Below are 22127 nucleotides of genomic sequence, written 5' to 3'. Positions count from 1 at the left end.
GGCACGGCGCGCGCCGTGCCGCCGATGTCGGTGGCACGTGATGGGATCCCTGCGTGACGACGGCACCGACGACCCGGCTCGTGGCGGCGCCCCTCGTCGAGCGCGCGGCGCTCGGCGACGCGGCGCGCCCCGTCCTCGACGACCTCCAGCGGGAGGTCGTCGACCGCGTCGCCGCCGGGGCGGACCCGGTGCTGCTCGTCACGGGGGCCCCCGGGACGGGCCGCACGACCGTCGCGCTCGAGGCCGCGGCCGCCGCCGTCGGTGCCGGGCTCGCGCCCGACGACGTGCTCGTGCTGGCCGCGAGCCGTCGTGCTGCCGCCGACCTGCGGGACCGGCTCGCCGTCCGCCTGGGACGCACCGCAGGCCGACCGCTGGTGCAGACGGCACCGGCGGTCGCGTTCGCCGTGCTGCGGGCGCGCGCCGGTGCGCTGGGCGAGCCCGCACCGGTGCTGGTCTCCGGGCCGGAGCAGGACGTGGCGCTCGCCGAGCTGCTCGCGGGGCACGCCTCCGGCGAGGTGCCCGGCCCCGCGTGGCCGGCGTCGGTGCCCGAGGCGGCCCTCGGCGCGCGAGCGTTCCGCGACGAGCTGCGCGACCTGCTGATGCGAGCGGCCGAGCGTGGTCTGACGCCCGCGGACCTCGCGGCGCTGGGGCGTCGCGAGCACCGCCCGGCCTGGGTCGCCGCCGCCCGCGTGTACGAGGAGTACCTCGACGTCATGGCGCTCGCGGCGGGGACGCCCGACGCGGGTGAACGGCTCGACCCGGCCGTCGTGGTGGACGCCGCCGTCGCCGCGCTGCGCGCGTGGGACGAGGAGGTGCCGGGCGTGCCCTGCCCGCGCCGGCGCCTCGTCGTGGTCGACGACCACCAGGAGAGCACGACCGCGACCGCGCGGCTGCTGCGGGCGTTCGCGGACGGCGGTGCGCACCTGCTGCTGCTCGGCGACCCCGACGTCGCGGTCCAGACGTTCCGCGGTGCGCAGCCGACGCTGCTCGCCGCCGCTGCCGCGCCCACCGGTCCCGGCGCGTCGGGCGCCGCGCACGTCGTGCTGCGGACCGTGTGGCGGCAGACCGGACCGCTGCGCGAGGTGACCGCGCGGATCACGGAGCGCGTGCCCACGTCGGGTACGGTGGTCCACCGCCGGGCGTCCGTGCCGCCCGAGCGCGCGGACGGCCCGGCCCCCCGGGTCGCCGTGCTGCCGAGCGCCGCGCAGGAGGCGGCGTGGGTCGCGTACCGGCTGCGTCGCGCGCACCTGCAGGGCGGCGTGCCGTGGCAGGAGATGGCGGTGCTCGCACGCACGGGCAGCCGCGCGACGGCGCTGCGTCGCGCCCTCGCGCAGGCCGGGGTGCCCGTCCGCGTCGTCGGCAGCGACGTGCCGCTGCGCGACGAACCGGCGGTGCGCCCGCTGCTCGACGCGGTACGCGTCGCGCTCGCCCCCGACGAGCTCGACGCGGAGGTCGCAGCGCGGTTGGCGTGCTCGCCGCTGGGTGGTCTCGACGCCGTCGGCCTGCGGCGGGTGCGCCGTGCGCTGCGCGCCGAGGAGCTCGCGGGTGGCGGTGGGCGGTCGAGCGACGCGCTGCTCGTCGAGGCCCTGGCCGAGCCTGGGCGTACCGCGACCCTCGAGCCGCACGTGGGGCGTCCCGTGCAGCGTCTCGCCACGCTCCTTCAGGCGGGCCGCGACGCCGCGGCGGTGCCCGGTGCCGACGTGCAGGCCGTGCTCTGGGCGGTGTGGGACCGTGCCGGGCTCGCCGAGCCGTGGCGGCGGTCAGCGCTCGCGGGCGGGGCCGGCGGCGAGCGGGCCGACCGTGACCTCGACGCGGTGCTCGCGCTGTTCCGTGCTGCCGAGACGTTCGTCGAGCGCATGCCGCAGGCGGCACCCCGTGCCTTCGTCGACTGGGTGATGGCGCAGGACCTCCCCGCGGACTCGCTGGCGCCTGCCTCGCGGGCTGCGGGCGTCAGCGTGCTGACGCCCGCCGGCGCGGCGGGCGGCTCGTGGGAGGTCGTCGCGGTGGTCGGCGTCCAGGAGGGAGTCTGGCCCGACCTGCGACTGCGCGACTCGCTGCTGGGCGCGCAGACCCTGGTCGACCTGCTGGCGGGCCGGGCGACCGCCGGCGGTCCGGGTGAGGAGCACGCGCGTGCCGCGCGCGCCGCGGTGCTGGCCGACGAGCTGCGCGCCTTCGCGCTCGCGTGCTCTCGGGCGCGCACGCTGCTCCTGGTCACGGCGGTCGACGACCAGGACGCGACGCCCTCGCCGTTCCTCGACCTCGTGCAGCCGGGCGCCGACGACGACGGCCCTGACCCGCGGCGGACGAGCGCGCCGGCGCCCCTGGACCTGCGCGGTCTCGTGGCGCGGCTGCGCGGGGTGCTCGAGCGCGCGGCGCTCGAGGGGCGGACGGACGAGCGGGCCGCGCGCACGCTCGCGCGGCTGGCCGCGCACGGCGTCCCGGGAGCCGATCCGGCCTCCTGGTTCGGCCTGCCCGAGCCCTCGAGCGACGACCCCCTGTGGCCCGCCGAGGTCAAGGTGCCCGTCTCGCCGTCGCGCCTCGAGACCGCCCAGCGCTGCACCTTGCGCTGGGCGCTCGAGGCCGCGGGCGGCACGCCCGCGTCGTCCGCGCAGCAGTCGCTCGGCACGCTGGTCCATGCGATCGCGCAGGACCACCCGACGGCGGACCTGCCGACCCTGCGGGCCGAGCTCGACCGGCGGGGGGCCGAGCTCGCGCTGGGCGACGGCTGGCCCGCCGTCGCAGCACGGCGCAAGGCCGACGCGATGCTGGAGCGACTCGCGGCGTACCTGCGAGGAGCGGGCGAGCCGCTGCTCGTCGAGGCGCCGTTCGCGGTCGAGACGGACCGGGCGGTCGTGCGCGGGTCGATCGACCGCGTCGAGCGTGCGCTCGTCGAGGGCGACGGCGCGAGCGGTGCCGTCGAGGTCGTGGACCTCAAGACCGGGTCCCGCGTGCCGAGCGTCGCGCAGGCCGCCGAGCACGCGCAGCTGGGCGCGTACCAGCTGGCGGTCGACGCAGGCGCCGTGCCCGGTCTCGCGCCGGGTACGCACAGCGTCGGAGCGCGGCTCGTGCACCTCGCGCACGGCTCCGGGGGCCCGACCCAGCGGCGTCAGGAGGGGCTCGGCCCCGAGGAGACGGGACCGAGCTGGGCGCGCGAGCTCGTCGACGAGGTCGCGGACCGCATGGCCGCCGCGAGCTTCGAGGCACGCGGCAACGAGCTGTGCGACAGGTGTCCCGTACGGCGGGCGTGCCCGCTGCGCGGCGAGGGCGGGCAGGTGGTCGCGTGAGCGTCGCCACCGGGGCGCGCGCCGCCGCACTGTCCGCGGTGCGGATCGCGCAGCTGGTCGGCCAGCACCCGCCCACCGACGAGCAGCGCGCCGTCATCGAGGCGCCGCTGCGCCCGTCGCTCGTCGTCGCCGGTGCGGGCTCGGGCAAGACCGAGACCATGGCGGCGCGCGTGGTCTGGCTCGTCGCGAACGGCCTGGTCGCGCCCGACCAGGTGCTGGGCCTGACGTTCACGCGCAAGGCGGCCGGCGAGCTGTCCGAGCGTGTGCGGCGGCGGCTGCGCGGGCTGGTGCGGGCCGCAGCGGCCGAGGGCGTCGAGCTGCCGACCGACGCCGCGGTCGTCGACGAGCTCGCCAGGCCCCACGTCTCGACCTACCACGCGTACGCGGCGTCGCTCGTCTCCGACCATGCGCTGCGGCTCGGGGTCGAGCCCGGGGCCCGGTTGCTCGGTGAGGCGGCGCAGTGGCAGCTCGCGTCGCAGGTCGTCGAGTCGTGGGCCGGGGACCTCGAGACCGCGGCCGCGACGTCGACGGTCGTCGAGGCGGTGCTCGCGCTGTCCGGCGCCCTCGACGAGCACCTGCTCGACCCGTCCCTGGCGCGCCAGGGGATCGAGAGCCTCGTGGCGTCCCTGCTGGCGACGCCCGCAGGGACGCCGCCGCGCGCTCCCTACGCCGAGGTCCGCAAGCTCGTCGCGTCGCTCGGCGAGCGTGCGCGCGTGCTCGACCTCGTCGCCGACTACCGCGCGCGCAAGCGCACCGCCGACAGCCTCGACTTCGGGGACCAGGTCGCCCTCGCCGCACGTATCGCCCGGGACGTGCCCGAGGTCGGCGCCGCCGAGCGCGAACGGTTCCGCGTCGTGCTGCTCGACGAGTACCAGGACACGTCGTACGCCCAGCTCGTGCTGCTGCAGGCGCTGTTCACGGCGGGCCACCCGGTGACGGCCGTCGGCGACCCGCACCAGTCCATCTACGGCTGGCGCGGCGCGAGTCCCGGCGGCCTGGCCCGCTTTCCCGGCGCGTTCCCGGTCGTCGAGAAGGGGCCCGACGGGAGGGAGCGGCGCCGACCCGCCGACGTCGTGCCGCTGTCGACGTCGTGGCGCAACGACATCGCGATCCTCGACGCCGCCAACGCCGTCGCCGCGCCGCTGCGCACGGGCGGCGCACGCGTCGACGTGCCGCGCCTGGCCCCGCGCCCCGGTGCGGGGGACGGCCTGGTCCAGGCGCTCGTCGCGCAGACCGTCGAGGACGAGGCCGACGCGGTCGCGGCATGGGTGGCCCGTTGGTGGCGGCCCGCGCACCACCCGGCCGGCGCGCGCACCGCGGCCGTGCTGTGCCGCAAGCGCTCGCAGTTCGAGCCGCTACGGCGTGCGCTGCGGGCCGCAGGCCTGCCGGTCGAGGTCGTCGGCCTCGGAGGGCTGCTCGCGACGCCCGAGGTCGTCGACCTCGTCGCGGTGCTGCAGGCCGCGCACGACCCGACCCGGGGCGACGCCGTCGTGCGCCTGCTGACGGGCGCGCGCACGCGCCTGGGCGCGTCAGACCTGCACGCGCTGGGGGAGTGGGCGCGGCAGGGCGCGCGTCCCACGGGGCGCCCCGGCGGTGCACCGGGCGTCGAGGCGGACGTCGTCGACGAGCGCAGCCTCGTCGACGCGCTCGACGCCCCGCCGCCCCCCGGCTGGCGCAGCCCCTCCGGGCGCACGGTGACCCCCGAGGGTCGGCGCCGGCTCCTCGACCTCGCCGCGGTGCTCCGGGCCGTGCGCGCGCACCAGGGGCTCTCGCTCCCGGAGCTGGTGGGCGAGGCCGAGCGGCTGTTCGGCCTCGACATCGAGGTGCAGGCGCGTGCCGACGTCACGCCGGGCCGCGCCCGCGCGCACCTCGACGCTCTCGCCGACGTCGCCGCGGAGTTCGCGCGCGGGGCCGACCGACCGACGCTCGGCGCGTTCCTCGCCTGGTTGGAGGCCGCCGACGCGCGCGAGGACGGACTCGAGCTCCCGGTGACCGAGCCGGACCCCGACGCCGTGCAGGTGACCACCGTGCACGCGGCCAAGGGCCTGGAGTGGGACGCCGTCGTCGTCGCCGGGATGGTCGACGGCGGGCTGCCTGCCACCGCGATGCTCGGCAAGGACGGACCCAAGGACTCCGCGTGGCTCACCGGCCTCGGCGTGCTGCCGTACCCGCTGCGCGGCGACGCGGACGACCTGCCGCGGCTCGAGTGCGCCGGTGCGGAGTCGCCCAAGGAGCTCGCGGAGCGTCTCGAACGGTTCCGCCTCGACGCGGGGGACCACGAGGTCGCCGAGGAACGCCGCCTCGCGTACGTCGCGCTCACCCGCGCCCGCGAGGCGCTGCTGCTCACCGCCGCGTACTGGGGGGACGCGAAGGCCCCACGCCAGGCCTCCCCGTTCCTCACCGACCTGATGGACGCCGGCCTCGCGGAGGTCGTCGGCCGGGCCGAGGAGCCGGACCCGAAGGCCTCCAACCCGCGTGCCGCGCTGACGCCGACCGCGCAGTGGCCGGCGGACCCGTTCGCGCGCGACGGCGCCGCGCCGCGACGCGACGCCGTGACGGCTGCCGCGGTGGCCGTGACCGCCGCGATGGCCGAGCTCGCCGCGAGCGGGACGGGCCCTGACGAGGGTGAGATCGGGACCGACCCCCACGACACCGGCGCGGGTGCGACCGGGAGCGCCTCCCACGACACCGGCGCGGGTGCGACCGGCGCCGCGGCGTCGGACCGTCCGCCGACGCCGGGCTCGCCGGTCGGTGACCGCGAGGACTGGGACGCCCTCGCGGACCGGCTGCTCGCCGAGCAGGCCGCCCGTCGACGAGGCGACGGGCGCGTGGCGCTGCCCGCGCACCTGTCGGCGTCGTCCCTCGTGCGGCTCGCCGCCCAGCCCGAGCAGTTCGCGCTCCACCTGCGCCGCCCGGTCCCGCGCGAGCCCTCTCCGCAGGCACGCCGCGGCACCGCGTTCCACGCGTGGGTCGAGGCATGGTACGGCCGGGCGGCGCTCGTGGACGTCGACGACCTGCCCGGCGCCGACGACGACGTCCTGCCCGACGACCCGGGCCAGGTGGAGCTGCGCGCCGCCTTCCTGCGCACGCCGTGGGCACACCGCGCACCGGTGGCCGTCGAGGTCGACGTCGAGACCACCGTCGGCGGCTACGTCCTGCGCTCACGCATCGACGCCGTCTTCTCCGACCCCGACCGCCCCGGCGTGCCCGGGGCCGTCGTCGTCGTCGACTGGAAGACCGGTGCCCCGCCGCGTGACCCCGCCGAGCGGGCGTCGCGCGACCTGCAGCTCGCGGTCTACCGCCTCGCGTGGGCGCGGCTGAGCGGCACCGACCCCGACCTCGTGCGCGCGGCCTTCTGCTACGTCGCATCGGGCGCGACCGTCGTCCCCGAGCACCTGCCGGGGGAGGAGGAGGTCGCCCGGCTCCTCGCGGCTGCCGCGCCGACGTCCGCGCAGGACACGGCGGCGGCAGGTGACGCGCCCTAGCTGTACTGCCCCGCGGCCTCGTCGACCAGGGTGTGCTCCTCGAGGTCGCGCAGCATCTGCACGGCGTCGTCGACGACGTCCTGGCGCTGCGCGCGCACGCCGTGCAGCAGCCAGCGGGCCAGCGCCAGCTCGCCCGCGAGCAGGGCGCGGTCCGCCAGGTGCGGGTCGGTGAGCTCGGTACGGCGCAGCAGGTACGCCTCGAGGATCGCGTCGACCGCGTCCTGCGGCGCCGCGACGAGCAGCCACGACAGGTCATCGGCCGGGTCCGCGACCATGGTCGAGCCCCAGTCGAGGACACCGGCGACGGCACCGTCGGCCACGAGCACGTGGTTGCTCGACAGGTCGCCGTGGACGACGGTCGGGCGGAACCGCCACATCGCCACGTCCTCCAGCAGCTCCTCCCAGCGGCGCAGCAGCGCGGGCGGCACCAGGCCCGTGCGGGCTGCCTCGTCGACCTCCGCCTGGCGGCGCTCGCGGTAACCGGCGGCGTCGTACACCGGCAGCCCGGCGTTCTCCACCACCGACGTCGGGAGCTCGTGGACCGCCGCCACGGCACGCCCGACGGCCGCGGCGAGCCCCGGCCCGGGGCGCAGCGTCTCGAGCTGCAGCGGGCGGCCCGGGATCTCGCGGTGCACGCTCGCGCGCCCACCCTCGGGCAGGTGCGCGAAGCCGGCGGGCCGCGGCACCGCGAACGGCAGCCGACCGTCGTCCGTGAACGGCCCGAGCGTCTCGAGGAGCGCGACCTCGGCCTCCATGGCCGCCCCCGCCGCCGGGTGCTGGGGCGCGCGCACGACCCAGCGCTGCCGCACGGAGTCGATCACCACGGCGACGTCGACGTCCGTGCCGGGGTGGATGGGCCGCCGCACGTCGTACGCGTCGAGGCCGGGCACGGCGACGGTCGCGAGGGCGGCGAGAGCGAGCGGCGAACGGTTCACGACGGTCAGCGTAGGGCCGCCGCCGGTGCGGCACGGCGAGGACGCGCGGGGTGTCGCGTCCGGTTCGTCCGGCGTGCCGCGGGGCCCCCGCCCGTTCGCCGCGGCCGACCCGTAGCGTGGCGGGCGTGACCCGCCACGTCCTGACCGGCCTGCCGCTCGCCCGCTCGACCGTGCCTCGTGCCGCCCACCTCCGCGACGTCGCGGGCGCCCTCGCCACCGCGCTCGCGGACCCGGCGACGCGCGTGCTGGCGGTACGCGACGGCAGCCTGCTCCTCGACGGCGCGGACCGTGTGCGGTGGCTCGACCCGGCGTCCGCCCGCGCCCTGCTCGCGGTGACGGCCGGGAGCGACGCCGCGACGCGGGCCGAGGACGGCACGTGGCTGCTGCTCGGCGCGCACGACGACGGCGCTGTCGTCCTCGCGCTGCGACTGCCGGACCGCCACCCGCTGACGACCGGCGGCGAGCCGGCCGACGTGCTGGTGCATCTGGCCGACGGCCCGGTGGTACGTGAGGGCTGGGGCACGCTGCGCGCCGTCGGCGCGTCGCTCGACGCGCACGACGCCGGGTTGGCCACGGCGGCCGTCGCGCTCGACGCGTGGCACGACCGGCACCCGCGGTGCCCCCGGTGCGGCGCGCCGACGCGGGTCGCGCAGGCGGGCTGGTCCCGGGTGTGCGACGTCGACGGCTCGGAGCACTACCCGCGGACGGACCCCGCGGTCATCATGGCCGTGGTCGACGCCCACGACCGGATCCTGCTGGGTCACGCCGCTGCGTGGGCGCCGAGGCGCTTCTCGACCCTCGCCGGCTTCGTGGAGGCGGGCGAGTCCGCCGAGCAGGCGGTGCGGCGCGAGGTCCTCGAGGAGACCGGTGTGGAGGTGGACGAGGTCGAGTACGTCGGCAGCCAGCCGTGGCCGTTCCCGGCCTCGCTCATGCTCGGGTTCCGGGCGCGCGCGACGACCACGCACGTGCAGGTCGACGGCGTGGAGATGGCCGACGCGCGCTGGTTCACGCGCGACGAGCTCACCGCGGCCGTCGCGGCGGGTGAGGTGCTGCTGCCCGGCGGCGCGTCGATCGCGCGCGCGCTCGTCGAGCAGTGGTGGGGGCGCAGCGACTGACTCCCCGCGCCCGGCACGCCACGCGGGCGTGGCGGGCGGGCGGGCGGGGTGCGACGCCTCAGGCGGTCACGGCACCGAGCCGCTCGCGGACCTCGGCCAGGGACGGGTTGGTCGCGGCGGACCCGTCGGGGAAGACGACGGTCGGAACGGTCTGGTTGCCGCCGTTGACGGACTCGACGAACTGCGCGGCGTCGGGCTGCTGCTCGATGTCGACGACGTCGTACGCGATGCCGGCCGAGTCGAGCTGCTTGCGCAGCCGGTGGCAGTACCCGCACCACGTCGTGGAGTACATCGTCACGGTGCCCGGTGCCGGGGTGGTCGTCATGGTCCCTCGCAGTCTCTGCCGTTCGGCCGTCGCCGGCCGTGGTCGCGGCGCGTCGGCGCGTCGCAGGTCGTCGTCGTCAACGTGCGTCGGGTCGTGCATGTTCCTCCACAGGCCGACGGCGTGCGGGCCCGGGTGTCGGTGCGGGCTGGGACACTGGTCGACGATGTCCGCCGACTCCCTTCTCGACGCGCTCGACCCCGAGCAGCGCGCGGTCGCGACCGCGCTCACGGGTCCCGTCTGCGTGCTCGCCGGCGCGGGCACCGGCAAGACACGTGCCATCACGCACCGCATCGCGTACGGCGTGCGCACGGGCGTGTACCGGCCGGCGTCCGTGCTCGCCGTGACGTTCACGGCGCGCGCCGCCGGCGAGATGCGGGTGCGGCTGCGTGACCTGGGCGCGGGCGGCGTGCAGGCCCGCACGTTCCACGCCGCGGCGTTGCGCCAGCTCGGGCACTTCTGGCCGCGGGTCGTCGGCGGCGCACCGCCGCGACTCGTCGAGGCCAAGGCGACGCTCGTCGCCGAGGCCGGGCGACGCGTAGGTGTCTCGGTGGACCGGGTGAGCGTGCGCGACCTCGCGGCCGAGATCGAGTGGGCCAAGGTCTCGCTCGTCACCGCCGAGGACTACGAGCGCGCAGCCGCGGCGGTACGCCGTCCGACGCCTGCCGGTCAGGACGCGCAGGCGGTCGCCCGCCTGCTCACGGCGTACGAGGACGTGAAGACCGAGCGGGGCGTCATCGACTTCGAGGACGTGCTGCTGCTGCTGGCGGCGATGCTCGCGCAGCGCGGCGAGGTCGCGGACGAGGTACGTGCGCAGTACCGGCACTTCGTGGTGGACGAGTACCAGGACGTGAGCCCGCTGCAGCAGTACCTCCTCGAGCAGTGGCTCGGCGGGCGGCACGACGTCTGCGTCGTGGGTGACCCGAGCCAGACGATCTACTCGTTCGCCGGCGCCTCGCCCCACCACCTGCTGACGTTCACCACGCGGCACCCGCGCGCGCAGGTCGTGCGCCTGGTGCGCGACTACCGCTCGACGCCCCAGGTCGTCGGGCTGGCCAACCGTGTCCTGCACGCGACCCGCCGTCCCGGCGACCCGGCCCCGCTGCACCTGGTGGCCCAGCAGCCGGACGGCCCGCAGGTGAGGTTCACGGCGTACGACGACGACGACGCGGAGGCCGCCGGCATCGCCGCACGCGCGGCGCGTCTCGTCGCGGCCGGTGTGCCGGCGAGCGAGATCGCCGTGCTGTACCGCACCAACGTGCAGTCCGAGGCGTTCGAGCAGGCCCTCGCGGCGGCGGGCGTCGGCTACCAGGTGCGCGGCGGTGAGCGGTTCTTCGCGCGGCGCGACGTGCGCGACGCCCTCGTGCTGCTGCGTGGGGGGGCGCGCTCGGCGGACCCCGACGTGCCGCTGGGGCAGACCGTCCGCGACATCCTCACCTCCGTGGGATGGGCGCCGCAGCCACCGGCGGCACGCGGGGCGGCGCGCGAGCGCTGGGACGCGATGCAGGCACTCGTGGGCCTGGCCGACGACCTCGTCGCGGCGCGCGGTGGTGCCACGCTCACCGACCTCGTGGCCGAGCTCGACGACCGGGCGTCGGCGCAGCACGCGCCGACCGTCGACGGTGTCACGCTCGCGTCGCTGCACGCCGCCAAGGGGCTGGAGTGGGACGCGGTCTTCCTCGCGGGCCTGTCCGACGGTCTCCTGCCGATCTCGCTCGCGCAGACCGAGGCCGCCGTCGCGGAGGAGCGGCGGCTGCTCTATGTCGGCGTCACGCGCGCCCGGCGGCACCTGGAGCTGTCCTACGCCGCGGCGCGGACGCCCGGCTCGCGGGCCGCCCGCGCGCGCTCGCGGTTCCTCACCGGGCTGTGGCCCGGCGAGGAGGGTGGACGCGGGGCGGTGCGGCGCGGCTCGGCGCCCGCGGACCCGGCGGTGCTCGAGCGACTGCGGCAGTGGCGTGCGCGCGTCGCCGACGAGCGTGGCGTGGCGGCGTTCCGTGTGCTTCCCGACGTCGCGCTGGAGGCCGTCGCCGCCGCCATGCCGACGCAGCCGGCGGACCTGCGGTACGTGCAGGGCCTGGGGCCCACACGTCTGCGCGAGTACGGCGACGACCTGCTGCGTGTCGTCGCGGACGAGGGCGCACCGGGCTCCCGGGAAGCCGTCAGGACGAACTTGGAATAATTGGTTGTGACGTCGTGACGCCCGGTCCTAGGGTGGTCACGTCCTTGTTCGCGGGGTGCTGCCGAAGAGGCGGGACCCGTCCCTGGAGAGGAGGTGCCGGAAAGTGAAGCTGATGTCGAACTCGACCGTGTGCTGGCGTCACCAGTACACGCACGTCCTCGTGCCCACCGGCATCGAGTTCCAGGGGATCGCTCTGCCCATCGCCGGGCTGAAGCGCCGTCCGCGTCCCGCGACGTCCGGAACCGATCTCCGACCAAGGACCCCGTAGCACCAGCCTCACCAGGCAGGCCGCGGAGTCCGACACGGATCCGCGGCCTCTCTCATTTCTCCGGTCTCCCGACCGGGGGCGAGCGGCCCGATCCGGCACCCACAGCTCACCCTCGCAAGGACACCAGGAGGACATCGTGCGGCTCACGACGCTGCTCGACCACGTGAACCAGGGCGGATCCGGCCCCTGGCCCACCAGCAGCACCGCGACGACGAACGACCAGTTCGACCGGATGGTCGCGGACCTCATCCCGTGCCGGTCCTACGACAGCGAGCTGTGGTTCGCCGAGCGCCAGGCCGACGTCGAGCGGGCCAAGGCACTGTGCCGGGAGTGCCCGCTCATCGAGGGCTGCCTCGCCGGCGCCGTGGAGCGGGCCGAGCCCTGGGGTGTCTGGGGCGGTCAGGTCTTCGTCGGCGGTGTGGTCGTGGCCACCAAGCGTGGCCGTGGCCGGCCCCGGAAGGACGCGAGCGCGGCCTGACGTCAGGTGCGGTCCGCCCCCTGTTGGAGGGCGGCGGGCGGACCGCTCCGACGACTGCCTGCCGACCGTTCGTCGGCACACCCCGGACGCCGGGGGAGTGCGACACCCGCAGCCGGGATGCGCGGACCAGCGTCGTTCGCGCGGCACGAGACCCGGCAGCGCGAGCTCCACCGTCACCCCGCACAGGCTGGGGGTCGTGCCCGCCAGCAGCGCCAGGACCTGCGCGGACGCCACGGCCGCGCACGCCGAGGCGAGCACGCCGACCTCGCCCGGGGCGAGGCGGTCGTCGTCGTGCCGCGTGAGCGCGCCCAGCACCGTCGGCCACGCGGCGTCCGCGTCGGTGCGGTGCAGGTCGAGGCACCGCAGGCACGGGTCGACGCCGGGCCGCACGAACGGGCCGACCGACGCGTCCGCGGCGCGCACCACCACGGACACGTGCGGCACGTGCTCGCCCATGAGCCGGGTCGCGCGCACGGGGTCGGCGGCGTCGCGCTCCACCAGCACGACGACGTCGGCGGGGCGGTCGTCGTCGGTGCGCACCCCGGGGGCCGCGTCGCGCAGCAGCCGCCGTGATGCCACGGCGCGCGGCGTGCCGACGTCCGACCAACGGTGGGCACCCGCGGTGACGTCGCGCGAGCGGACCGGGGTGTCGTCGTCGAGCAGCAGCGTTCCCACGCCCGCGGCGGCCAGCTGGCGCGCGACCCCGAGCCCTGTCGGACCGAGACCCACCACGCCGACGACCGCGTCAGCACGTGCCAGGACGACCGCATCGCCCGCCGCGTCCGGGTGCAGCAGCGACCACGCGGCTGCGTCCGCCGCCGCAGGCCCGTGCACAGCCGTCGTCACGTCCGGCCGCGCCCGGGTCAGCCCGGCACGGGAGAGCTCGTCGACCGTGGCCGCCACCGTGACCGGGTCGAGGCCGGCGGCGCGGGCACGCGCGGGGAGCCGCGTGAGGTCCGTCGTGTCGTCGACCTGCGCCCACAGGTGCACCTCGGCGGGCGCGAGGCCCACGAGCCGCACCGCCCACCGGGGGTCGGTGCCGACCTGCACCTCGTCGTCGCCGCGCGGCAGCACGCGCAGGCCGGGTCGCAGCAGCACGGGAGCGGCGGGGGGTCGGTCCATCGCGCCACGATGGCACCGCGGCCGGCCGGACGTCGGGCCTCGTCCACAGGCACGTCCGGGTGCGTCGTACGCGCCGGCGCAGACGACGAGGGCACCGTCGCCGCGCGACGGTGCCCTCGTGACGTGCGCGACCGGGCCGCGGGCCCAGACCGGTGTCAGGCCTTGCCGAGGATCCGGTTCAGCTTGGTGCCGCAGACCGGGCAGACGGCCTTGGCCATCCGGCGGCCGGACTCGGAGACGACGACCTCGCCCTCCGTCTCCCGCTTCTCCTTGCACTTCACACAGTAGAACTCGCCCGCCCAGGTGTCGGCCATGTGGTCCCTCCTCGTGCTCCTCACCGGGCGGTGGCATCGCGCCCGGGGCAGGGACCATGACGGCCTCCGTGCGCTCACACAGTAGTGCGCACGGCCCGCACGCACGCACGATCACGGGCCGCGTCGTCGCGCGTGCGGGGGACGGGCGGGGTGTCGTCCTCGCCGCCGACGGCGCGGCGCGCTAGCGTCGGTGAGGTGCCGACTTCGCGCGAGGCGACGCCGCGCGGTCCCGCACGCGCCGGTGAGGCGGCGCTCCGCGCGCTCGCGCCGAGCGACGACACCGCGCCCGTCGTGGAGGTGCGCAGGTCGCGTCGCCGCGCGCGCACGGTGAGCGCGTGGCGCGAGGGCGGCCGCACCATCGTGGCGATCCCCGCCCGGTTCACGCGCGCGCAGGAGCGCGAGTGGGTGGCGCGCATGGTCGAGCGCCTCGCCGCCCAGGAGCGTCGCCGCCGCCCGTCGGACGCCCAGCTCGTCGCTCGGGCGACCGAGCTGTCGCGGCGGTACCTCGGGGGACGTGCCGTGCCGACGAGCGTGCGGTGGTCGTCCAACCAGGGGCGCCGGTGGGGGTCGTGCACGCCCTCCGACGGCACCATCCGCATCTCCGACCGCCTGCAGGGCATGCCGCGCTGGGTCCTCGACTACGTCCTCCTGCACGAGCTGGCGCACCTGCTGCAGCCCGGGCACGGCGACGCGTTCTGGGCCGAGCTGGCCGCCTACCCGCACACGCAGCGCGCGCGGGGCTTCCTCGAGGGCTGCGCGTTCACGCGCGACGGCGCCGAGGCCGGCGACGTGCCCGACGAGCCTGCGGCGGACGATGCCGACGAGCCCGTCGGCGGGGCCTGAGCCCTGCCGACGGACCGTCGGTCACGCGGCGGGTGGGCCGCTCGTGTCGTCGCCGGACGGGCCGTCGGCGTCGGCGTCGGCGTCGGCGAGGATCTGCGCGAGGGCCCGGTCCAGGTCGGCCGTCTCGTCCACGGCGGCCGCGCGCCGCGCGTCGTAGCCGCCCGGGTCGTCGAGGTCCTCGGGCGTGGGGACGAGGTCCGGGTGCGCCCAGACCGCGTCGCGCCCGGCGACGTCGCGCGTGGCCGTCAGGTGCGCCCACACGGTGGCGGCGTCCCGCAGGCGTCGCGGGCGCAGCTCCAGCCCGACCAGGCTCGCGAAGGTCTGCTCGGCCGGCCCACCGGCTGCCCGGCGGCGGCGCACCATCTCGCGCAGCGGCACGGCGTGCGGCAGGTGGGGTGTCGCCGCGGTCGTCGCGACCTCGTCGACCCAGCCCTCCACGAGCGCGAGCGCGTGCTCGAGTCGGGCCAGCGCGGCCTGCTGCGCCGGGGTCGTCTGAGGGGCGAACACGCCGCCGGACAACGCCTCCTGCAGCGCCGTGGGGTCCGTCGGGTCGATCGAGGCGACGGCCTCCTCGAGGTGCTCGACGTCGATCGCGATGCCGCGCGCGTACTCCGCGACGGTGTCGAGCAGGTGGGTCCGCAGCCACGGCACGTGCGCGAAGAGGCGGCTCGCCGCGGCCTCGCGCAGCGCCAGGTACAGCCGCACCTCGTCCAGCGGCGTGTCGAGGCCCTCGGCGAACGCGTCGACGTTGGTGGCGACGAGCGCCGGCGCGGGCGCCTCGAGCAGCGGCAGGCCGATGTCGGTGGTGCCGAAGACCTCGCGGGCGAGGGTGCCGGCGGCCTGCCCGACCTGCAGGCCGAAGACCGCGGAGCCCAGACCGCGCATCAGCTGGGCCGGGTCGCCCTGCACGCCGGGCGGTGGTCCGCCGGGCAGCGACGCCCCCATCTCGGTGATCGCCGGACCGAGGGCCTCGGCGAGCGCCGCGGACAGGGACGCGGCGACCGGCTCGGTGAGCGTGCGCCACGTCGACAGGGTCGCCTCCACCCACTCGGCGCGGCTCCACGCGTGCGTCGCGCCCGGGGCGGGCGGCAGGTCCGTCGCCGCGTCGAGCCACAGCTCGGCCACGGACAGCGCGTCGCGCACGTCCTTGACGCGTCCTGGGGACAGCGACGGGTCGCCGCCGACCGCCGCCTGCTGCCGCGCCAGGTCGTGCGCCATCTGCCAGTTCACGGGCTGGTCGCCCGACGACGCGAGCATCCGCTGCATCTGCTCGAGCGCCTGCCGCAGCAGGGCGGGATCGGTGGGCAGCCCGGACGCCGCGGCCATGGCCGACGGGTCGAGGCCCATCTCGCGCATCTCGCGGATCGCGTCGTCCGCCGCCGGGCCCAGCATGGCGCGGAGCATCTGCTCCCACTGCGGTGGCCCGCCGGGGCCGTCGGGGGGTGGGACGTCGGGACTCATGCGGGCCTCCAGGGTGGCCGGGGGAGCACCACGGTAACCACGTGACGAGGTGCTCCGACCGGCGCGGGGGGCAGGTTCGCTGTCGGCGCACACGCCTGCTGCCTCGCGAGTCCGGGCGCGTGAGGGATGATCGTCCCCGTGCTCGACGAGAAGCCCACCGACGACGCCTCCCAGGACCCGGCCCACGACGTCGACGACGTGCCCGCCGACGCGTCCCCGGGGCCGGCCGCGGAGGGGGCGGACGAGACCGTCGACGTCGCGGAGGACGGTGTCGACGACGACGCGCCGGTCGCGCCTGCGCCGGGGGACGCCGTGGACCCTGTCGCCCACCCCGCCGCGGACCCTGTCGCCCACCCGGCCGCGGACCCTGCCGCCCAGCCCGAGGACGACCCGCTGCCGCGGCCGACCCCGCGCGCCGTGATCCAGTCGGTCGGCATGCTCGCCGCCGCGGTGCTCGTCGGCATCCTGGCGGTCGTGCCCGCTCCGTACGCCGTGAACGGGCCCGGCCCGACGACCGACGTGCTCGGCGAGGTCGGCGGCAGCCCGCTCATCGAGGTCGACGGTGCGACCACGTACCCGTCGACCGGTGAGCTGCGGCTGACGACGATCTCCGGCGTCGGCGGCCCCGGTTACCCGGCGTACCTCGTCAACGTGCTGCGGGGCTGGGTCTCGCGCGCGTCCGTGGTGCGTCCCGTCGAGGAGGTCTACCCGCAGGACGCGACGCGCGAGGAGATCGAGGAGTCCAACGCGGGGCTCATGGTGTCCTCGCAGGAGAACGCAGCGGTCGCGGCACTCGTCGAGCTCGGGTACGAGGTGCCGGCGACGCTGGTCGTGGCCGGCACGGTCGAGGGCACGGACGCCGTCGACAAGCTCGAGGAGGGCGACGTCCTCACGGCGATGGACGGTGAGCCGCTCGCGGACTACCAGTCGCTGGTCGCGCGGCTCGCCGAGATCGAGCCGGGCACGACGATCTCCCTGACGGTCCGGCGGCACGCGCAGGACGTCGAGGTGGCCGTGGTGACGGGCGAGCGCGAGGACGGCGGGGCGCAGATCGGGGTGTTCGTCGACCCGTCGTTCGACATGCCGGTGGACGTCAGCATCAACATCGAGGGTGTCGGCGGGCCGAGCGCCGGGACGATGTTCGCGCTCGGGCTCGTCGACCTGCTGACCCCCGAGGACGAGGCGGCGGGCGAGGTCATCGCCGGCACCGGGACGATCGACGTGACGGGTGCCGTCGGCCCGATCGGGGGGATCCGCCAGAAGCTCGCCGGGGCGGTGCGTGACGGGGCGGCCTGGTTCCTGGCCCCGGACGGCAACTGCGACGAGGTCGTGGGGCACGTGCCGCGCGGTCTGCGCGTCGTCCGCGTCGCCACGCTCCACGACGCGCGCGAGGCGATGGAGGCGATCGGCGCCGGCGAGACCGACGAGCTGCCGACCTGCACGGCGGGCTGACGGGGCGTCACTCGAGCGTCGCGCGCACCGCCTCGACGAGGCCGGGCACGAGGTCCGGGCCCTGACCGACCGCGTCGTCGTCGTCGTGCGCGCGGGTGCGCACGGCGCACCACGAAGGACCGTCGCGCAGCACCGCGACGGCGAGCCGCACGTCCTGGCGCTGCGGGTGGGCGAGCAGGGCCGCGAGAGCGGCGTCCGGGTCGGCCGGCAGGTCCTCCTCGGCCCCCGGGGGCAGGACGACGCGCTCGACCGTGACCGCGGCACCGTCGACCGTGGGCGGCCACGTCAGCCCTCCGAGCAGGTGCTCGAGGTCCTCGGCGGCGGGCAGCCCCTCCTGCTCGACGGACGTCAGGTGCTGGTCGTCGGCGCGTGCGGCGGCGAGGACCTCGGGGGCGAGCTGGTCGGCGAGACCCGGCTCGGTCGTCAGCGCCGTCCGGGTCCGCACGAGCGCGAAGACCCGCACGGGGGCGTCCCAGCCGGCGGCGGCGACGTGGTGCTCGATCTCCCGGACGGCGTCGGCGAGGGCGCGTCGCGCGCGGGTCTGGGTGTCGTCGGGCTGCGGTGACGGTGCGGGGGGCGTGCTCACGCGCTCATCGTCGCACCCTGTGGGAACCTGGGACCCGTCGTGCCCGTTCGTGTGGACGAAGGGCGCGTGTCGCGCCCGCCGTCGGCTCAAAGATCGAGGACCGCACCGCTGTGACCTTCGCCTCCCCGCCCCGCCCCCGACCTGTCGCGCCGCGCCGCCGCGGCCCTCTGGTCCCGACCGTCGTCACGCTCGTCGTACTCGTCGTCCTGCTGCTCGTGCTCGCACAGGTCTGGACCGAGGTCCTCTGGTACTCGCAGCTGGGGTTCACCGAGGTGCTGCGCACCGAGTGGGTCACGCGCGGCGTCCTGTTCGTCCTGGGCTTCGCCGTCATGGCCGCGAGCGTGGGCTTCTCGCTCAGCTACGGCTACCGCGCGCGGCCGGTGTACGCGCCCTCGACGCAGGAGCAGGCCAACCTCGACCAGTACCGCGAGGCCATCGAGCCGCTGCGCCGGCTCGTGCTGGTGGTCGGCCCTGTCGTGCTCGGGCTCTTCGCGGGTGGCGCGGCCTCCCAGCAGTGGAGCACCGTGCAGCTGTGGCTCAAGGGTGGAGACGTCGGGGTGAGCGACCCGCAGTGGGGCATCGACCTGGGGTTCTACCTCTTCACGCTGCCCGGTCTGCGGTTCGTCGTGTCGTTCCTCATGGCGGTGCTGGTGCTCTCGAGCGTCGCGGCCGTCGCGACGCACTACCTCTACGGCGGCCTGCGCATCGGCGGGGGCGAGGGAGCGCCGCGCACCACGCGCGCGGCGCGCGTCCACCTGTCGGTGCTCGGTGCGCTGGTCCTGCTGCTCGTCGGCGCGAGCTACTGGCTGGACCGCTACTCGATCCTCACCAAGCAGCAGACGGGCGAGCAGCGCTGGCAGGGGGCCGGGTTCACGGACGTGCACGCGGTGATCCCGTCGAAGGCGATCCTGGCCGTCGCCGCGGTCGTCGTGGCCGGTGCGTTCGTCGCGACGGCGTTCACGGGCAACTGGCGCCTGCCGGCGATCGGCGTGGGGCTGATGGTGGTGGCGGCGGTCGTCGTCGGCGGCGTGTACCCGGCGGTCGTGCAGCGCTTCCAGGTGCAGCCGAACCAGCAGGACGCGGAGTCGGAGTACATCCAACGCAACATCGACGCGACGCTCGCGGCGTACGGGCTCGACGACATCGACATCGCCGACTACGACGCGAACGTCACGGCCGAGCCGGGCGCGCTGCGGGAGAACGCGGAGACCACCGCGTCCATCCGCCTGCTGGACCCGAACATCGTGTCGCCGTCGTTCAAGCAGCTGCAGCAGATCCGCGGGTTCTACGACTTCCCCGACTCGCTGTCCGTCGACCGGTACACGATCGACGGCGAGAGCCGCGACACGGTGATCGCGGTGCGTGAGCTCGACCTCAACGGCCTCAACGCGGGGCAGCGCAACTGGACCAACGACACGACGGTGTACACGCACGGGTTCGGGGTCGTCGCCGCGTACGGCAACACGCGCGGTGCACGCGGCGCACCCGCGTTCTGGGAGGGCGGGATCCCCTCGCAGGGCGAGCTGGGGGAGTACGAGCCGCGCATCTACTTCGGCCAGAAGTCCCCCGAGTACTCGATCGTCGGGGGCCGGCCGGGAACCGATGGCTGGGAGTTCGACTACCCGGACGACGAGACGGGCACCGGGTCCGTGCCCTTCCGCTTCCCCACGGAGGAGGACTCCGCGGGCCCGGCGGTGGGGTCGCTGTGGAACAAGGTGCTGTTCGCGCTGAAGTTCGGCGACGAGCAGATCCTCTTCTCCGACCGCGTGACCGAGACCTCGCAGATCCTCTACGACCGCAACCCGCGCGACCGCGTCGCGAAGGTCGCGCCGTACCTCGACCTCGACGGACGCGTGTACCCCGCGGTCGTCGACGGCCGCGTGAAGTGGATCATCGACGGGTACACCACGTCCGACCAGTACCCCTACGCCGCGGTGCGCTCCCTCGAGGACGCCACCACGGACTCGCTGACCGAGCGCAGCAGCACCGTGCAGGCGCTGCTGCCCAAGCAGGTCAACTACATCCGCAACTCCGTGAAGGCCACGGTGGACGCGTACGACGGGTCGGTCGACCTGTACGCGTGGGACACCGAGGACCCGGTCCTCGACGCGTGGACCAAGGTGTTCCCGACCTCGCTGAAGCCGATGTCCGAGATCTCGGGCGACCTGATGAGCCACATCCGGTACCCGGAGGACCTCTTCAAGGTGCAGCGTGCTCTGCTCGGGCAGTACCACGTGACGAACGCGGCGGGCTTCTTCTCCGGGAACGACTTCTGGCAGAGCCCGGCCGACCCGACCGCGACCAACGCGGACGTCGCGCAGCCGCCCTACTACCTGACGCTGCAGATGCCGGGCGAGGACAAGGCGACGTTCTCGCTGATGTCGACCTTCATCCCGGGCGGTGCCAACGCGCGCAACGTGCTCACCGGGTACCTCGCGGTGGACGCGGAAGCCGGCAACACGCCGGGCAAGGTCTCCGAGACGTACGGCAGGATCCGGCTTCTCGAGCTGCCGCGTGACTCCACCGTCCCCGGGCCGGGGCAGGCGAGCGCGAACTTCACCGCCGACCCGACGGTGTCGAACGAGCTGAACATCCTGCAGCGCGGTGACTCGATCGTGCGGCGTGGCAACCTGCTGACGCTGCCCGTCGGCGGCGGTCTGCTGTACGTCCAGCCGGTGTACGTGCAGGCGGCGAGCGGGACGACGTTCCCGCTGCTGCAGCGTGTGCTCGTCTCGTTCGGTGACGAGATCGGCTTCGCCCAGACGCTCGACGAGGCGCTGGACCAGGTCTTCGGCGGCGACTCCGGTGCGGACGCGGGTGACGCCGGCGCCGAACCGGTGCCCCCGGTCGACACGGAGGAGCCGGTGGAGCCCGGCGACGAGCCGACCGGCGACCCGACGGCGGAGCCGACCGCGGACGCCACGACGGCGCCGACGGCCGACCCGGACGCGCGGGCGGCCCTCGACGAGGCGCTGCAGCGGGCGCAGCAGGCCATCCGCGCGGGTCAGGACGCGCTGGCCGACGGGGACTTCGCCGCCTACGGCGAGGCGCAGGACCGCCTGGACGCCGCGATCGCCGACGCGATCGCCGCGGAGGGACGCCTGCAGGACTGACCAGCCGGACCGACGCCCGCCGCTCCCGCCACCGCGCGCGGGACGGCGGGCGTCGCCGTGTCCGCGCCCGCCGGGCGGTCGAAGGTGTGAGGTGCACGTCCTGCCGTCCTCGGCAAGGGCTCGTACTGTCGCGATGCCGGTGCGGTGGGCGAGTCTTGCCCGGTGACGTCCGACACGCGCGTGCTCGCGCAGTACCTCGCCGCCGCGCTCGTGTGGGGCTCGAGCTTCCTGTTCATGAAGGTCGCGCTCGAGGGGCTGTCGTCCCCGCAGGTGGCGCTGTCGCGGCTGCTGCTGGGTGCGTCCACGCTGGTCGTCGTCATGCTGGTGGCCCGGCGGCCGTGGCCGCGGGACCGGCGCACGTGGGGCCACCTGACGGTGCTCGGCGTGCTGCTGTGCGTCGTGCCGTACCTGCTGTTCGCCTGGTCGGGGCAGTACCTGGCGTCGGGGCTGTCGAGCATCTTCAACGCCACGACGCCGCTCATGACGGCAGCCGCCGTCGCGGTGCTGCTGCCCGTCGAGCGGCTGGCGCCCGTGCAGCGGCTGGGGCTCGCCGTCGGAGCGGTCGGCGTCGTGGTCGTCGTCGGGCCGTGGGCGTACGTCGCCGAGGCGGCCACGGCGGCGCCGCTGCCCGCCGTTCTCGCGTGCCTCGGCGCGACCGCCTGCTACGGCCTGGGCACGACGTACCAGCGCCGGTTCGTCGTGCCGCTGCGGCTGCCGCCCGAGACGGTCGCCGCGGGCCAGGTGAGCGCCGGCGCGGTCCTGCTCACGCTCACGTCACCGCTCGTCGCGACGGGACCGGTGCAGCTCACGTGGCCCGTCGTGCTGTCGATGCTGGGGCTCGGTGCGCTCGGAACCGGGCTGGCGTACGCGTGGATGGCGCGCATCATCGACGCCTGGGGGCCGCAGCGGGCGTCCACCGTCACGTACCTGACGCCGCTCGTCGGCGTGCTGCTCGGCATCGTCGTGCTGGGGGAGCAGCTGCACTGGTACGAGCCGGTCGGCGGGCTGCTCGTCGTCCTCGGGGTCGTCGTCGCACAGCGCACCGGACCCCGGCCGGGGGCCGCGGTGCCGGTCACGGACACTGCCACCACCAGTACCGTGACGACCGTCACCGCCCCTGACCAGGGAACCGATTTGGACGCTCGGCCCAGGTGACATAGAGTGGAGACA

Annotated in this window: 14 protein-coding genes and 1 pseudogene; 9 read left to right on the top strand and 6 right to left on the bottom strand. The window is 76.0% G+C overall.

The features are described 5' to 3' along the window. Positions 1 to 53 precede the first annotated feature (53 nt). Both CFLA_RS12495 and CFLA_RS12490 read left to right on the top strand, forming a co-directional pair. A complete protein-coding gene (locus CFLA_RS12495) occupies positions 54 to 3284 on the top strand; it encodes an ATP-dependent helicase (protein WP_013117695.1) in 3231 nt (1076 codons plus the stop codon). Further along, a complete protein-coding gene (locus tag CFLA_RS12490; protein ID WP_013117694.1) occupies positions 3281 to 6769 on the top strand; it encodes an ATP-dependent helicase in 3489 nt (1162 codons plus the stop codon). The genes CFLA_RS12495 and CFLA_RS12490 overlap by 4 nt, the downstream gene beginning before the upstream one ends. Here the strand turns inward: CFLA_RS12490 and CFLA_RS12485 are convergent. Further along, positions 6766 to 7704: a phosphotransferase gene (locus CFLA_RS12485; protein WP_013117693.1), complete on the bottom strand. Its 939-nt coding sequence runs from the start codon at positions 7702 to 7704 to the stop codon at positions 6766 to 6768. The two genes, CFLA_RS12490 and CFLA_RS12485, sit on opposite strands and share 4 nt — an antisense overlap. A gap of 125 nt (positions 7705 to 7829) precedes the next feature. On the opposite strand from CFLA_RS12485, the gene nudC reads away from it, so the two are divergent. Beyond that, on the top strand, positions 7830 to 8819 hold the full coding sequence (gene nudC / locus CFLA_RS12480; protein WP_187291298.1) for an NAD(+) diphosphatase: 990 nt from the start codon (positions 7830 to 7832) through the stop codon (positions 8817 to 8819). Between the two features lie 58 nt (positions 8820 to 8877). Here nudC and CFLA_RS12475 read toward each other — a convergent pair whose 3' ends face one another. Then, a complete protein-coding gene (locus tag CFLA_RS12475; protein WP_013117691.1) occupies positions 8878 to 9144 on the bottom strand; it encodes a mycoredoxin in 267 nt (88 codons plus the stop codon). A gap of 163 nt (positions 9145 to 9307) precedes the next feature. Between CFLA_RS12475 and CFLA_RS12470 the strand changes: the two genes are divergently transcribed. Both CFLA_RS12470 and CFLA_RS20495 read left to right on the top strand, forming a co-directional pair. Continuing rightward, complete coding sequence (locus tag CFLA_RS12470) at positions 9308 to 11320, top strand: ATP-dependent helicase (RefSeq protein WP_013117690.1); 2013 nt, start codon at positions 9308 to 9310, stop codon at positions 11318 to 11320. A 404-nt stretch (positions 11321 to 11724) separates the two neighbouring features. After that, the gene (locus tag CFLA_RS20495; RefSeq protein WP_280956292.1) at positions 11725 to 12066 is read left to right on the top strand and encodes a WhiB family transcriptional regulator; all 342 of its coding nucleotides are present in this window, start codon (positions 11725 to 11727) and stop codon (positions 12064 to 12066) included. Between the two features lie 207 nt (positions 12067 to 12273). On the opposite strand, the pseudogene CFLA_RS21285 reads toward CFLA_RS20495, so the two are convergent. Together CFLA_RS21285 and CFLA_RS19760 are read right to left on the bottom strand one after the other, a co-directional pair. Then, positions 12274 to 13188 (bottom strand): annotated as a pseudogene (locus tag CFLA_RS21285) (ThiF family adenylyltransferase); the annotation flags it as partial. Between the two features lie 155 nt (positions 13189 to 13343). Further along, positions 13344 to 13502: a DUF5679 domain-containing protein gene (locus CFLA_RS19760; RefSeq protein WP_013117687.1), complete on the bottom strand. Its 159-nt coding sequence runs from the start codon at positions 13500 to 13502 to the stop codon at positions 13344 to 13346. A gap of 291 nt (positions 13503 to 13793) precedes the next feature. Between CFLA_RS19760 and CFLA_RS12455 the strand changes: the two genes are divergently transcribed. After that, positions 13794 to 14345, top strand: a complete 552-nt coding sequence (locus CFLA_RS12455; protein WP_043600720.1) for a M48 metallopeptidase family protein — start codon at positions 13794 to 13796, stop codon at positions 14343 to 14345. Positions 14346 to 14366: 21 nt separating this feature from the next. On the opposite strand, the gene CFLA_RS12450 is transcribed toward CFLA_RS12455, so the two are convergent. Continuing rightward, the gene (locus CFLA_RS12450; protein WP_013117685.1) at positions 14367 to 15806 is read right to left on the bottom strand and encodes a zinc-dependent metalloprotease; all 1440 of its coding nucleotides are present in this window, start codon (positions 15804 to 15806) and stop codon (positions 14367 to 14369) included. A gap of 126 nt (positions 15807 to 15932) precedes the next feature. Here CFLA_RS12450 and CFLA_RS12445 point away from each other — a divergent pair, with 126 nt between their 5' ends. Continuing rightward, positions 15933 to 17258, top strand: a complete 1326-nt coding sequence (locus CFLA_RS12445) for a S16 family serine protease (RefSeq protein WP_013117684.1) — start codon at positions 15933 to 15935, stop codon at positions 17256 to 17258. A gap of 7 nt (positions 17259 to 17265) precedes the next feature. Here CFLA_RS12445 and CFLA_RS12440 read toward each other — a convergent pair whose 3' ends face one another. Further along, entirely contained in the window at positions 17266 to 17844 is a 579-nt protein-coding gene (locus CFLA_RS12440; RefSeq protein WP_013117683.1) for a PPA1309 family protein, read from the bottom strand. A gap of 110 nt (positions 17845 to 17954) precedes the next feature. Between CFLA_RS12440 and CFLA_RS12435 the strand changes: the two genes are divergently transcribed. Next, positions 17955 to 20957 carry a UPF0182 family membrane protein gene (locus CFLA_RS12435; RefSeq protein ID WP_013117682.1) on the top strand — a complete coding sequence of 1001 codons (3003 nt, stop codon included), beginning with the start codon at positions 17955 to 17957 and terminating at the stop codon, positions 20955 to 20957. A gap of 162 nt (positions 20958 to 21119) precedes the next feature. Beyond that, positions 21120 to 22112 carry a DMT family transporter gene (locus CFLA_RS12430; RefSeq protein WP_013117681.1) on the top strand — a complete coding sequence of 331 codons (993 nt, stop codon included), beginning with the start codon at positions 21120 to 21122 and terminating at the stop codon, positions 22110 to 22112. The last annotated feature ends 15 nt before the right edge of the window (positions 22113 to 22127 follow it).

Source organism: Cellulomonas flavigena DSM 20109, assembly GCF_000092865.1.
Taxonomy (GTDB): domain Bacteria; phylum Actinomycetota; class Actinomycetes; order Actinomycetales; family Cellulomonadaceae; genus Cellulomonas; species Cellulomonas flavigena.
The sequence above is the reverse complement of the archived record's forward strand: the minus strand, read 5'-3'. Positions and strand labels throughout refer to the sequence as shown.